Raw genomic sequence first — 12,852 nt, 5'->3', positions numbered from 1 at the left:
TTCATTCAGAGTCTATCTTGTCCGATTCTGAAACATGCTCTTCCCCCATCCGCCATGGTCAGTAACAAAAAGCCCATCGGTATTATTCTCCAGGAAGCAAAACTAATTACCTCTGGGCAATTGGAGGTGGCTTTGTATGAACAAAAGCAGTTCGAGATGTTGTTGGGGGAAATTCTTTCTCACCATGGCTGGATTTCCCAGGAAACGGCGGATTTTTTCGTTGACCTCTGGCCCGCAATGGTGGGGCAACCGGTGCAGGGCCCCATTGGTTACTACCTGAAAATGGCCCATCTGCTGGATGAAGACCAGATTGAACGTATTTTGCGCGAACAACAACGGTTGGGGGTACGCTTTGGTTCAGTGGCGGTGCTCAAGGGCTGGTTGAAGGAAGAAACAATTAACTTTTTTGTGAAAAATATTGCCGGTACGACTAAGGAAGATGACCCCCCAGCGGCTTTGGTTCTCCCCGTTCCCCAATTACAAATTCCTCCAGCTTCTCAATTAAAAATCCCCCGACGGCGATCGCCTGAGTTGATGGAGGCCCAAGCCAAGGAAACTTACCACCAGGAACGTTTACCGACCGGACAAGGGGAAAATATGCCCCCCATAATCCCAGTCCCATCGAGGAAAACCACTGATTCTCCCCGGCAGGCGGCGGAAACGCTGATCTTGTTTGATGACCACCACCCAAGCCAGGGCAAAGAGGATGCGGATAGCGACTAGACCATCCATGGCGTTTTGATCCCTCCTACTCCTCCCTCAACTCCTGTTGTAGAACCTGATAAATTCTTACCATGCCAAGGGTGTCTAGGCCACAATACTCCCGCAGTTGCTGGGCCATTTCTTCCCTTTTTTCCGGCAGAGAACATTCCAGGAGGGCTTCCCACACCAGGGGAGCTTCATTGCCAGACTTGATGGCCAAGTTGTCGTGGCAAAGCTGGGGCACCATTACCGGCAGAACTTTTTTGAGGGAATAGGAACCCTGGAAACCTGGATGGAAATAGGCTTTTTTAAAAACCACCTGTAAATCCCACAGGCGATCGATGATCTGATTAATTTTGGCCCCATAGTTGGGGTAGGCCGCCGCCAATTGTTGTAATACGCCCTTTTCAAAGGATTGGTTATAAACCACCACGGAGCCCCGATCACCAATGTGGTGTATCAGGGAAATCAGCAGGGGGAGGCGGGGATCGGAATTTTCCGTATGTAAATATTCAAAGTGCTCCAGGGAACCTTCCAGATTGAGACAATGACAACTGTACTGAAAAATGCAACGTTCGTAGGGATGCAGACCGGCAAAACGAGGAATGGCACTGCTGTGGGTTTCCACATCAAAAAAATACAACGGTTGATCGAGGGAGATCTGGCCCAACAATCGCCTTAGCAAATCGTGGTCTATTTGGGGTTTTGCTTCCGTCATCCGGTCAATGAATGCTTTTTGCCTTTGGGTTAAAGGAAAGTCCGTCGGAATGTCATCCAGGTGCCAGACGTTAGACTCCATCAACCTTTGCAATTTATCTTGTTTCAACAGAGGGATGTCGAAAATTGAAATCGGGGGCACATTCTGCCAACAATGATCCTTAAACGGACAACGGTAAGGACGATCGCAATGGCTACCAATGGGGACCTGGGGGGCGGTCGGTTCCGTCAACAATTTGCGGAATTCTGCCAGTTTTTGGGGCAACTGCTGACGCCAACGCACCACTGCCGCCGTCACATCTTGATAACAAAACCTTTCCTGCACCACACTCCAATTCCTCGCCATGGGATTTACCACCATGAGACTCGTTTTCTCCACCGTTAACCCCAACCCCTCCAACACGTAATGTTGCAAGGTCAAATCGGCGATGTGTTCGTCCTTGAGCTTGGTGGCGGATTTTACTTCAATAATTTCCCAATTGCCCGAAGGTAAGCGTCGCAATACGTCACAGCGCACCAAAATATCGTCATACAAAAAAGCCGGCTCAAATAAACACTCCCCCCCTTGCCTTGCCTCCACCACTGTCAATTCCCAACTTTTTTCTAGGCAGTACTTCAGACTTCCATCCACCAATATGCCATTTTTAAAAGATTCCCGGGCCGCCACTCCGATCGCCTTACCTTGTTTAATTCTTTGTTCGGCGGCCAAGGACATGGGGGAAGCATCTTCTGGACGACAAATGGACAACCATAGACGTTTCGGACAGTGCAACCCTGCCAAAAAGTAGGTCTTGCTGATGGGAAAAGACATGGTGGCCGACTCCATAGAAACCCAACCTTAAAACGCAGGTTCTGAGCAGAGAGAAAAATGGACGGGGTTCACTCTACCGATGTTATGCTTAAACCATTCCCTGGCGAGCTTTGGAAGAAAATAATTTCCAGTCTCAACCTAATGTAACCTAGCCTGGGCTCTGTGATTTTTTTAGTCTGTCTTTGAAAAGGGCAATTAGGAGGGTTCTGGTTGAGGAACTTTTTACTTGGGGGACGGGACGAGGAGTAAAAGCCAATTATGTAAAGTTTTGTTATTGTGGGAAAAAGGTGGGATGTATCTATATCCAGCACCAACCCGTTGTCAGGATGGCATTTATTTATGGTTAACGACCTTATTTCTCCGCAGTCTCAACAGATGGAGCGCCAACTTACAACTGTTTGGCAATCTTTGACCCCCACCAGTTGTCCACGGTTTTATAATTTTCACCTCCACACCCGATGTTCCGATGGCCAGATGAGCCCGGAGGGCTTGATCGAACAGGCCATACACCAAGAATTGCGGGGCTTGGCCATCACAGACCACCACTGTGTGGCGGGCTATTACCGGGCCCAACGCTGGCTCACCGAACATTGCCACTATCCAGGGCCCAGGCCCCAACTGTGGACTGGCATTGAGATTACCGCTAATTTAGATGGCACCGAAGTCCACATCCTTGGCTACGATTTTGACCCGACCCAACCGGTGTTAACCCCCTACCTGACTGGCGATCGCCCGGATAAATATTATGCCCAAGCGGCTAAAGTAATCAAGGCTCTCCATGATGCCGGTGGTTTAGTGGTGTTGGCCCACCCGGCCAGGTACCGTCAGCCGGCCAGTCAACTGATCCCAGCAGCGGCCCGCCATGGCATTGATGGGGTGGAAGCTTTTTATGCCTACGGCAACCCCAAGCCTTGGCAGAGTTCTGTGCCCCAAATGGAAGAAGTCTGTTACCTGGGGGATTTGTATAACCTTTTCCGCACCTGTGGCACCGATAGCCATGGGGAAAGCATTATGTATCGCCTCTAACCTCCTTCCATCCTCCGCGGGGACATCTAAAGCGTGGGATCCCCCAATTAACCAGAGAATAAACTTGGGGACGGGCTAATTTTCAAGCATCATTGGGGAATTGGAAGAGTATTCGTCATGAAACCACAATGGTGCAGGTTGTGATGGTTTGATTTAAAAATATCAATGTTTGTTAACTTTCCCCCGCTCTGGCCCCTGGGATACACTGGACAGAGAGTTTTCCATTACCAGTCCTAGGAGTACGGCATGGTCACTACCCCCCTAGCTACCCAAAAGCGGCTTTCTACCCAGACCGAGGCGATTGCCAAAAATATTATTGCTATTCGTTCCTTGGACTGGGATCGAGATCGGTTTGACATCGAATTTGGCCTGCAAAACGGCACCACTTACAATTCCTATCTCATCCAAGCTGATCGGGTGGCCCTGGTGGATAGCTCCCACGAAAAATTCCGCCGCCTATACCTGGATTTACTGCAGGGGCTAATTGATCCCAAGGAAATTGATTACCTCATCGTCAGCCACACGGAGCCGGACCACAGTGGATTGATAAAGGATATTCTGCAACTCAATCCCCAAATTACGGTGGTGGCCACCAAAGTGGCTCTGCAATTTTTGAATAACTTTGTCCATCAACCCTTTGAACGCATCCAGGTTAAAAGTGGCGATCGCCTGGATTTGGGCCAGGGCCATAATTTGGAATTTGTCAGCGCCCCTAATCTCCACTGGCCGGACACCATGCTCACCTATGACCCCGCCACGGAAATTCTCTTCACCTGCGATGTATTTGGCATGCATTACTGCTCCGATGCGGTTTTCGACACCGATTTGGGCAAAATTGAGCCGGATTACCAGTTTTACTACGACTGTTTGATGGGCCCCAACTCCCGTTCTGTGCTGGCAGCCATGAAACGCATGGATAACCTGGGCACCATTAGCACCGTTGCCAACGGCCACGGCCCCCTACTGCGCTACAACGTCGCTGAATTATTGCATCGCTACCGCCATTGGAGTGAATCCCAAAACAAAGCGGAAAAAACCGTGGTGGTTTTCTATGTGGCCGATTACGGCTATGGCGATCGCCTTTCCCAGGCCATTGCCAAGGGCATTACCAAAACTGGGGTGGGGGTGGATATGGTGGACCTAAGCACCGCAGATCCCCAGGAAATCCAAGAATTGGTCGGCCATGCCAGTGGGGTGGTTCTGGGGATGCCGCCTTTGAAGGCCAGTGGTGACCTCAGCACTAATTTCGGCGCGGTGTTGGCCGCCATGCAACCGAAACAAGTCTTTGGCTTATACGAATCCTATGGTGGAGATGACGAACCCATTGATCCCCTCCGCACCAAATTTTTAGACCTGGGTTTGCGGGAAGCTTTCACGGTTATCAAGGTCAAAGATACCCCCAGCGAAAGCACCTATCAGCTTTGTGATGAGTCTGGCACTGATTTGGGACAAAATCTGATCCAAGCGGCCAAAATTAAACAGCTCAAATCCCTCGACAGCGATCTGGAAAAGGCGATCGGTCGCATCAGCGGCGGGCTTTATATCATCACCGCCCAAAAAGGGGAAGTCAAAGGGGCCATGCTGGCGTCCTGGGTTTCCCAAGCCAGCTTTAGTCCCCCTGGTTTCACCGTCGCTGTGGCTAAGGATCGGGCCATTGAATCCCTCATGCAGGTTGGCGATCGCTTTGTGTTGAATATCTTGGAAGAAGGTAATTATCAATCCTTGATGAAACATTTCCTCAAGCGCTTTCCCCCTGGGGCAGATCGTTTTGCCGGTGTCAAAATCCAAACCGCCGCCAATGGTTCTCCGATTTTGACCGATGCGTTGGCCTACCTGGAGTGTGAGGTGGCCAGTCGCATGGAATGTAGTGACCACTGGATTGTCTACAGTCAAGTAACCAATGGCCGAGTGGCCAAAGCGGAAGGGTTAACCGCCGTACATCACCGCAAAGTGGGTAACTACTACTAATCGAATGTAATCAAAGCGCAAAACTGTCAAGAACAATCCCCCCAGGCCATCTCCGATTGGGGGGAGTTTTTTTTAGAAATTATGGCGTTACCAACTGGAAGAACATGGGGCACTTTAGCTCAAGTGAGTGAAGCTATGGTAGCTCTAATTCCTCAGACCATATTTAAAGTCCATATTGCCTTCATAGCCGGTGAGCTCGGCCAGTTCCCGGAGGGTTTTGACCCCAGGGTTGAGTTCTCCGTCAATACCCCAGGTGGGGAAGGATTGAATGCCTGCATCCACACAGACTTGGGTCTGGGGATTTTTCCCAGCCGGGTCGCATTCGATGTAGGTAATTTTTTCAAATGCTTCTTTACCGAAAAGCAGTTTTTGGTCGTAGCAATGGGGACACCAGAAAGCTCCATAGTTAAGCACCCCTTGAGCGGTGAGGTATTCAGCCAATTCAATTTCCGCTGGCCCCGATTGGGTAGTGACGGGCCAACCACTGGGAGGTTTGGGTTGACCAACAATAGCGGGAATGGGAATTGTGCCATCGGCCCCGGCCCCAGGCCCTTCAGCGGTGGCATAAAGACCCAAGGTGCCGACAATAGTTACCATGGCCACCACGACGGTGGTAAAAAATACTTGACTCACTTCTTCCCACTCCCGACCAACGATCGCCAAAATGAACAACAGTAAAGAACAAATAGCAGAAGTTAGGCAGTACCAGCAAGCCTCTTGGAGCCGGAAAAAGGAAATGTACATTAAGTAGCCACTGAACACCGCCATGGAAGTGCCCCCCACCAGGAGGAATTTGCCGGTGAGGTCTTCCAAGGAGTTGCGCCGTTTTTTGTTGCTCTCCTCGCTCACTAAAAAAGGCACCAGAGCCGCAATGGCCATGGCAATGTAGGCCGCCAGTCCAAAAACGCTTAGGGGAAGGCCAAACACTTTGGCGTAGACACTCTGCAGCACTAGGTCACAACTGGAACTCCCGGTGGCCTGGTCAACGGGACAAAGGGCTTCTCCCCCGGTGAAGGAAATATAGGCCAGGTAGGAGGTGATCAAGATCCCCAGGACGGCGATCGCCCCCATAATGAAACGGGAATAGCGATGAATCCAAGGCACCGAACGACGACGAACCATAAATTAAAAGAGCAATTGATTTACAACCAGGTTAGCAAAAACCCGCCATGGGATAAGCTGACCGCCCTAGTCCCCGGTGGGGCATGGTTACAAACACCAACGGCCATGGCTTCCCCGACCACTTTTATCCATTCTAGGGGCAACCCCCGGTTCCAATTCAACGGTGGCAAATTCTATCAAGGGCAAAATCTGTGGGTAAGCAACCATCTCGAAGAAAGCAATTGAGGATTTCCAAACGGTTACTGTTAGTGGTGTTAACCCTAGCGTTTAGCCTGGCCAGTGTGGGTATTATGGAGGATTTCCAGGGTAATTTTTGGCTCAAAACTTACCTACTGCTGGGGGCGCTATTTTGGGGCAATTTGTTAATCTATCTGAGTTTATATCCCCACTGGGGGCAGAGATTATTGGGTCGGGGGGGAAAGGCTAGCACTTCGATTTCTGGTCCTAAATCCCGCCATGGGCAAAAAAACTAAACCATACTGAAGAAGGCCGGCAGCTTTGCTCTATGCCATAACCATCAGGAAAAAGTATGATTGAACCCTTTGGCTTTACCCGCAACTCCCTAGTTACTTCCCTGGGAACCATTGTTTATTACGAAGCAACGGAGGCCCCCTGGGTGAAAGCGGGGGAGTCCCTTGGCGATCGCCAAACTTTGGTTTTTCTCCACGGCTTTGGCGGTGGTTCTTCTGCCTACGAATGGTCAAAGGTTTATCCTGCCTTTGCCGCTGATTACCGAGTGTTAGCTCCGGATTTGTTGGGTTGGGGTCGTTCCGACCATCCGGTAAAAAACTATACTCCCCAGGACTACATCCAGATTATTCAAGAATTTTTGCAACAAACCTGTGCCCAGCCCCCGGTGGTGATTGCTTCCTCCTTGGTGGCGGCGATCGCCGTGCGGACAGCGGTGCAATATCCAGAATTGTTTGCCAGTTTAATTCTGGCTACCCCCACGGGGCTATCGGACTTTGGCGAAGATTACCGGAGTAACTTTTTTGCCCAACTGGTCAGTGTCCCCGTACTTGATCGATTTATCTACACCACCGGCATTGCCAACACAGCGGGCATTGTTAATTTTTTAGAGCAACGACAATTTGCCCAGGCCCGGCGCATTTACCCAGAAATTATCGATGCCTATCTAGAGTCCGCCACCCAACCGAGGGCAGAATATGCGGCCCTGTCCTTTGTGCGAGGAGATTTGTGCTTTGATCTGGCCCAATTTATGCCGGATTTAACCATTGCTACGGCCATCCTCTGGGGAGAATATGCCCAATTTACGCCCCCGGCGATCGGTCGGCGTTTGGCGGCTTTAAATCCCAATGCCATTAAAGCTTTTGTGGAAATTAAAGACGTGGGTTTAACGCCCCATTTAGAATTACCTGGGGTAACAATTGGGGTGCTCCGTGGGTTTTTGGCCCTGCTCCAATAGTGTGTCAAGATAAATACACCGACGGCAAAATTGGCATTTGTGCCGACCATCTAATTCCCTTGAAAATCTATGACCAGCAGTGACACCCAGAACAACAAAACACTGGCCGCAATGAAAAATTTTGCGGAGCAGTACGCTAAACGTACGGATACCTATTTCTGTAGTGATCTTTCCGTCACCGCCGTTGTTATCGAGGGTTTAGCTCGCCATAAGGAAGAATTAGGTTCTCCCCTCTGCCCCTGTCGCCACTACGAAGACAAGGAGGCGGAGGTGAAAAATACCTTTTGGAATTGCCCCTGTGTGCCCATGCGGGAGCGCAAAGAATGTCACTGCATGTTGTTTTTAACCCCGGACAATGACTTTGCTGGGGACGCCCAGGATATTCCCATGGAAACCTTGGAGGAAGTCAAGGCCAGCATGGCCTAGATTATTGGGTATCTATATCTATGAACTTACTTAGCCAGTTATTTGCGCCCCCCTCCCCAGTACCGTCCCCCACTCCCAAGGCCAAAAAACGTTCCCGCCGAGGGGTACAGATTAAAACCCCCGCAGAAATTGCCATTATGCGCCAAGCCGGGGCGATCGCCGCCCAGGTGTTGAAAGAGATTGCCGCAACGGTGCAACCGGGCATGACCACCGCGGATTTGGATCAATTAGCCGAAGAACGGATTCGTTCCCTGGGAGCTACGCCCAGTTTTAAGGGTTACCACGGCTTTCCCGCCTCCATTTGTGCCTGTGTGAATAATGAAGTAGTCCATGGCATTCCCCGCCGTCGCAAAAAAATTCGTGCCGGTGATTTGCTAAAGGTGGACACCGGAGCCTATTTCCAGGGCTACCACGGGGATTCCTGCATTACCATTGCGGTGGGCAAAGTTTCTCCCCAGGCCCAGCGGTTAATGGAAGTGGCGGAGGGGGCCCTATATGCGGGCATCGAACAAGTGAAACCGGGGAATTATCTGATGGACATTGCCGGAGCCATCGAAGACTATGTCAAGCCCAGCGGTTACAGCATTGTGGAGGAGTTCACCGGCCATGGGGTGGGGCAGGCCCTCCACGAAGACCCCCATGTGTTTAATGTCCGTTGCCGGGATTTACCCAACGTCAAACTCAAACCGGGCATGACCCTGGCGATCGAGCCGATTGTTAATGCTGGTTCCCGTTTTACCCGCACCCTCGGCGATCGATGGACGGTGGTGACAGTGGACAATGGTCTTTCAGCCCAGTTTGAACACACCGTATTGGTAACAGCCACGGGCTATGAATTGTTAACCGATCGCCGTTTGGTCTAGGTTGCCAACTCTGTTATAATTATTGGCCGGACATGGCGGCATAGCCAAGTGGTAAGGCAGAGGTCTGCAAAATCTTTACCCCCAGTTCGAATCTGGGTGCCGCCTTTAATTTTTTCTGATTGTTTAACCGACAAATTGTGTAAAGCCCCAAGATTTGAGTGAATTGGCGATAAATTTTAGGTTGGTAAACAATTCTCCCGAGGCAAGCTCCAAAGTTGGTGGCGGATTACCTTACCTTGGAAGGAAGTCGGCCTTTTAGCTTAAAGAACCACAGCCCTGCCAATGATTTACCGTTAACCTATGGGCAGAACCAATTCCCTTGAGCCTTATGGAAGGATCATTTTCCCTTACCCTCCAGATTATCCTCACTGTCCTGTTTGGCATTGGGGCCCAAGTGTTGGCGGGATTCCTCAAACTGCCGAGCATTGTCTTTTTGCTCATTTTTGGGGTCAGCCTAGGTAACAGCGGTCTGCATTGGATTCAACCGGCCAACTTCGGTGACGGTTTGGAGGTAATTGTCTCCCTTTCTGTGGCGATTATTTTATTTGAAGGGGGATTAAATCTGGGTTTGCGGGAATTGGGGCAGGTTTCCGGTAGTCTGCGTAATTTGGTTACCATCGGCACCCTAATTACTCTCATAGGGGGAGGTTTAGCGGCCCATTGGTTGGCAGAATTTCCCTGGTATCTAGCCTTTTTATACGGTTCCTTAGTGGTGGTAACCGGGCCAACGGTGGTAGGCCCCCTGATCAAGCAGGTGCAAGTGCAGAAGTCTGTGGCTACCCTGCTGGAGGGGGAAGGGGTACTGATCGATCCAGTGGGGGCCATCCTGGCGGTGGTAGTACTGGAAACTATTTTTAACACCAACGTCAGCGTCGAAACCGACATTATTGAAATTGCCATGGGCCTGATATTGCGCCTTGGGGTCGGCCTGGCGATCGGTGTTGGGGGCGGTTGGTTATTAAGTAATTTCCTCAAACGGGCCACCTTTCTCTCAGAAGATGTCAGTAATCTAGTAGTGCTAGCCGGAGTGTGGGGGGTATTTGGCGCGGCCCAGGCCTCCCTCAGTGAATCGGGCTTAATGGCCACCGTAGCCATGGGTATTTATCTCAACTCCTCTGCCCTGCCAGATAACCGACTGTTGCGACGATTCAAAGGTAAATTAACCTTGCTCTGTGTGTCAGTACTATTTATTCTGCTGGCGGCGGAATTGTCCCTGAGCAGTTTTGGCGCTTTGGGTTGGGGCAGTGTGATTACTGTGGCAGTGTTGATGTTGGTAATTCGTCCCTTTAGCGTTGCCATTTGTACTTGGACGAGCACTTTCAACTGGCGACAAAAACTTTTTGTGGCTTGGATCGCCCCCAGGGGTATTGTTTCCGCTTCCGTTGCTTCCCTATTTTCCCTCCTGTTAACCGAACGGGGCATTAACGGTGGAGATGCGATTAAATCAATTGTGTTTCTCACCATTATGATGACGGTGTTTATCCAGGGGTTAACAGCCAAGCCTTTGGCTAAACTGCTACGCATTACCGACAACCACACCACCGGCGCAGTAATTATCGGTTGCACACCCCTAGGGCGATTGGTGGCCCGTTTATTTGAAGCCCAAGGGGAATCGGTGGTATTGATTGACAGTGACCCGGAAGCCTGTGCCACGGCGATCGCCGAAGGATTAACGGCCATTCAAACCAGTGCGTTGGACTCCCACGCCTTGGAAAAAGCAGGTATTGAGGAAATGGGTGCCTTTATAGCCCTGACCAATAATGGGGAAGTGAATTTAGTACTGGCCCAAAACACCATCAACGAGTTTAATCCTCCCCGGGTGTGTGTGATTGCCCCGGATAATTTACCGGAAAACAATCCCCTACTAAAAAATAAAGGGGTAAGAATTTTCATGGAGCAAAAAACTTTCAAAACCTGGAATCAGTACCTCAAAGACGGGCAAATTAAACTAGGCAAAACTTTGTTTAAGGAGGCTGGTTTAGCCCTGCAACAGGCCCATACCCAAGCCCTAATCCGCTCTGGGGAATTACTGCCCCTAATGCTAAAACGGCACGGTAATTTGCAATTAGCGAAGACCACTGAAAATGCCCAAATTGGGGACGAAGTTTTCTACCTACTGCATGATCCCCGCTCCCAACTGCTCAAACAACTTTCCGGCAGTCGATCGCTGGATGTATTGACCCCAGAACCCCTAGCGGAAGTGGAAGAGGTACCCATCTACTAGGTACTAGGGGGGGATAAACTAAGAAAGCCCCCTGGATAAACCAATGGGGACCATTTTTTGGTAATCAATTCTCAGAAGTTGACTAAAACAATTTCCTGAGGAGCATTAGGAACCGGGGGTAACTTTATCAATTACCTCTAGGGTGCCATCCCCTTTCACCGTCCAGACATCATAACTACCGACTACGTCGCCGTTTTCGTCGATGTCCACATTGCCGCTGGCCCCTTGGTAGTTAATTTCTTTGCCTTCCCGCACCATGGCGATCGCCTCACAGGCATCGGTCACCTCTTCCCCAGGGCCATTGGACACTTCTCGAATTTTGCTTTGAATCGCCGTCCCTGTGTTGGATTTAGCGGCTTCTGCGGCCAGCATCATCAAAACAGTGGCATCGTAGGTATGGGGTACAAAGGCCGTTACATCCTTACCGCCGGTGGCATCTTTCCATTGGGCGGTGAAGGCCTCCAGAGCTTTGCCATCGGCACCGGGCACTGTGCCCAAGGCTCCGGATAAAAGGGAAACGCCATTGGCATCCTTGCCAACTTTTTCAACAAAATCGGGGGAATAAACCCCGTCCGTTAGCAATAGGGTCACTCCATCCATCAAACCCTGACGGTAGGCGGATTGCACCAACACACTGCCGGTATCAGCATACAGGACAGCGGCCACCGCATCGGGACTATTGGCAAAGGCTTGGCCGGCTTCCGTATCCAACGTTGCCGCTTTGGGGTCATAGCGCACGGGGTTATCCTTATTGGTCACTGTGCCACCGTCGGCGGCGAAAGATTCCACAAATACCCGCTCAAAACCCACACCGTAGTCATTATTGATAACAACAGTGGCAGTATCGGTAAAACCTTGCTTTTTGGCTAGGGCGGCTAGGGCCTGGGCTTGGTAAGTATCGGGGGGAGCCGTGCGGGCCCAAAAGCCCTTAAATTCCCCCTTCTTAGCCTGGTCAGTAAATACAGGACTAGTACTACCCGGAGAAATCATCATAATGTTATTTCTCACTGCAATGGGCACCGCCGCACTGGAAACACTGCTGGCAAAGGAACCCACTACCCCAGCCACCCGATCTGCTTCCGCCAATTTGGTCATGGCAGAAACCCCTGCGGTGGGATCAGTTTGGTCATCCTCGATAATCACCGTTACATCTTGGCCATTGACTCCGCCACAGGCGTTGATGGTGTCCACTGCCAACTGCACTGCCAGGGGCATATTCTGGCCAATGGAAGATAAATCCCCCGTGGCCGGTAGTAGGGCCCCTAGCTTCAGCGCTCCTCCTTCTCCCCCGGTGCTGGGTTGGTTAGCTCCATCCCCAGGAGCCGGCTCGGACTCAGCACAGGCAAACATTAGTCCGGCGGTGGTGCCAGCAAGGGCTAGATTTAAGGCGATCGCCGTTAACCGACGACGGGACTGGGGCCAAAGTAGACGCATCCTGAAAAAATCTCCCACAAGGTTATTAATGGGTTAAATATAGTTAGCCATGGTCTCTTCGGCAACCCAGTTTGGTAATTCTATCAATGCACTGCCAGGGGGATGGATGAGCAACTAAGATTAATCTCTATCC

The 12,852-nt window shown here is 50.8% G+C and carries 11 protein-coding genes and 1 tRNA gene; 9 read left to right on the top strand and 3 right to left on the bottom strand.

The window, feature by feature from the left end; translation table 11 throughout:
* The first annotated feature begins 54 nt into the window (after positions 1 to 54).
* Complete coding sequence (locus tag IQE94_RS12480; protein WP_223342065.1) at positions 55 to 723, top strand: hypothetical protein; 669 nt, start codon at positions 55 to 57, stop codon at positions 721 to 723.
* 25 nt (positions 724 to 748) lie between these two features.
* Here IQE94_RS12480 and IQE94_RS12475 read toward each other — a convergent pair whose 3' ends face one another.
* Entirely contained in the window at positions 749 to 2,230 is a 1,482-nt protein-coding gene (locus IQE94_RS12475; protein ID WP_223342064.1) for a DUF2779 domain-containing protein, read from the bottom strand.
* 276 nt (positions 2,231 to 2,506) lie between these two features.
* Here IQE94_RS12475 and IQE94_RS12470 point away from each other — a divergent pair, with 276 nt between their 5' ends.
* Positions 2,507 to 3,256 (top strand): PHP domain-containing protein, encoded by a 750-nt coding sequence (locus IQE94_RS12470; protein WP_223342063.1) that lies wholly within the window; start codon positions 2,507 to 2,509, stop codon positions 3,254 to 3,256.
* A gap of 246 nt (positions 3,257 to 3,502) precedes the next feature.
* Entirely contained in the window at positions 3,503 to 5,224 is a 1,722-nt protein-coding gene (locus IQE94_RS12465) for a diflavin flavoprotein (RefSeq protein WP_212718812.1), read from the top strand.
* Positions 5,225 to 5,368: 144 nt separating this feature from the next.
* Here the strand turns inward: IQE94_RS12465 and IQE94_RS12460 are convergent, their stop codons facing one another.
* Positions 5,369 to 6,346: a vitamin K epoxide reductase family protein gene (locus IQE94_RS12460; protein ID WP_212718810.1), complete on the bottom strand. Its 978-nt coding sequence runs from the start codon at positions 6,344 to 6,346 to the stop codon at positions 5,369 to 5,371.
* Positions 6,347 to 6,537: 191 nt separating this feature from the next.
* Here IQE94_RS12460 and IQE94_RS12455 point away from each other — a divergent pair, with 191 nt between their 5' ends.
* The 6 genes from IQE94_RS12455 (at position 6,538) to IQE94_RS12430 (ending at position 11,285) form a co-directional block, all read left to right on the top strand.
* Positions 6,538 to 6,819: a hypothetical protein gene (locus IQE94_RS12455; protein WP_223342062.1), complete on the top strand. Its 282-nt coding sequence runs from the start codon at positions 6,538 to 6,540 to the stop codon at positions 6,817 to 6,819.
* 56 nt (positions 6,820 to 6,875) lie between these two features.
* Complete coding sequence (locus IQE94_RS12450) at positions 6,876 to 7,772, top strand: alpha/beta fold hydrolase (protein WP_223342061.1); 897 nt, start codon at positions 6,876 to 6,878, stop codon at positions 7,770 to 7,772.
* Positions 7,773 to 7,841: 69 nt separating this feature from the next.
* On the top strand, positions 7,842 to 8,198 hold the full coding sequence (locus IQE94_RS12445; RefSeq protein ID WP_010873706.1) for a ferredoxin:thioredoxin reductase: 357 nt from the start codon (positions 7,842 to 7,844) through the stop codon (positions 8,196 to 8,198).
* A gap of 20 nt (positions 8,199 to 8,218) precedes the next feature.
* Positions 8,219 to 9,061: a type I methionyl aminopeptidase gene (map, locus tag IQE94_RS12440; RefSeq protein WP_223342060.1), complete on the top strand. Its 843-nt coding sequence runs from the start codon at positions 8,219 to 8,221 to the stop codon at positions 9,059 to 9,061.
* 34 nt (positions 9,062 to 9,095) lie between these two features.
* A tRNA-Cys gene (locus tag IQE94_RS12435) sits at positions 9,096 to 9,166 on the top strand.
* 223 nt (positions 9,167 to 9,389) lie between these two features.
* Positions 9,390 to 11,285, top strand: coding sequence for a sodium:proton antiporter (locus IQE94_RS12430; protein ID WP_212718804.1), 1,896 nt, complete (start codon positions 9,390 to 9,392; stop codon positions 11,283 to 11,285).
* 105 nt (positions 11,286 to 11,390) lie between these two features.
* On the opposite strand, the gene IQE94_RS12425 is transcribed toward IQE94_RS12430, so the two are convergent.
* Positions 11,391 to 12,749, bottom strand: coding sequence for an ABC transporter substrate-binding protein (locus tag IQE94_RS12425; RefSeq protein WP_223343227.1), 1,359 nt, complete (start codon positions 12,747 to 12,749; stop codon positions 11,391 to 11,393).
* Positions 12,750 to 12,852: the final 103 nt, after the last annotated feature.

This window comes from Synechocystis sp. PCC 7339, from assembly GCF_019924095.1.
Lineage (GTDB): Bacteria > Cyanobacteriota > Cyanobacteriia > Cyanobacteriales > Microcystaceae > Synechocystis.
The sequence above is the reverse complement of the archived record's forward strand: the minus strand, read 5'-3'. Positions and strand labels throughout refer to the sequence as shown.

Excerpts from the sequence above, each read along its gene's own strand:
- IQE94_RS12445 (WP_010873706.1), top strand. The coding sequence starts at position 7,842 with ATGACCAGCAGTGACACCCAGAACAACAAAACACTGGCCGCAATGAAA.
- IQE94_RS12430 (WP_212718804.1), top strand. The coding sequence starts at position 9,390 with ATGGAAGGATCATTTTCCCTTACCCTCCAGATTATCCTCACTGTCCTG.
- IQE94_RS12465 (WP_212718812.1), top strand. The coding sequence starts at position 3,503 with ATGGTCACTACCCCCCTAGCTACCCAAAAGCGGCTTTCTACCCAGACC.
- IQE94_RS12460 (WP_212718810.1), bottom strand. The coding sequence starts at position 6,346 with ATGGTTCGTCGTCGTTCGGTGCCTTGGATTCATCGCTATTCCCGTTTC.
- IQE94_RS12450 (WP_223342061.1), top strand. The coding sequence starts at position 6,876 with ATGATTGAACCCTTTGGCTTTACCCGCAACTCCCTAGTTACTTCCCTG.
- IQE94_RS12475 (WP_223342064.1), bottom strand. The coding sequence starts at position 2,230 with ATGTCTTTTCCCATCAGCAAGACCTACTTTTTGGCAGGGTTGCACTGT.
- IQE94_RS12480 (WP_223342065.1), top strand. The coding sequence starts at position 55 with ATGGTCAGTAACAAAAAGCCCATCGGTATTATTCTCCAGGAAGCAAAA.
- map (WP_223342060.1), top strand. The coding sequence starts at position 8,219 with ATGAACTTACTTAGCCAGTTATTTGCGCCCCCCTCCCCAGTACCGTCC.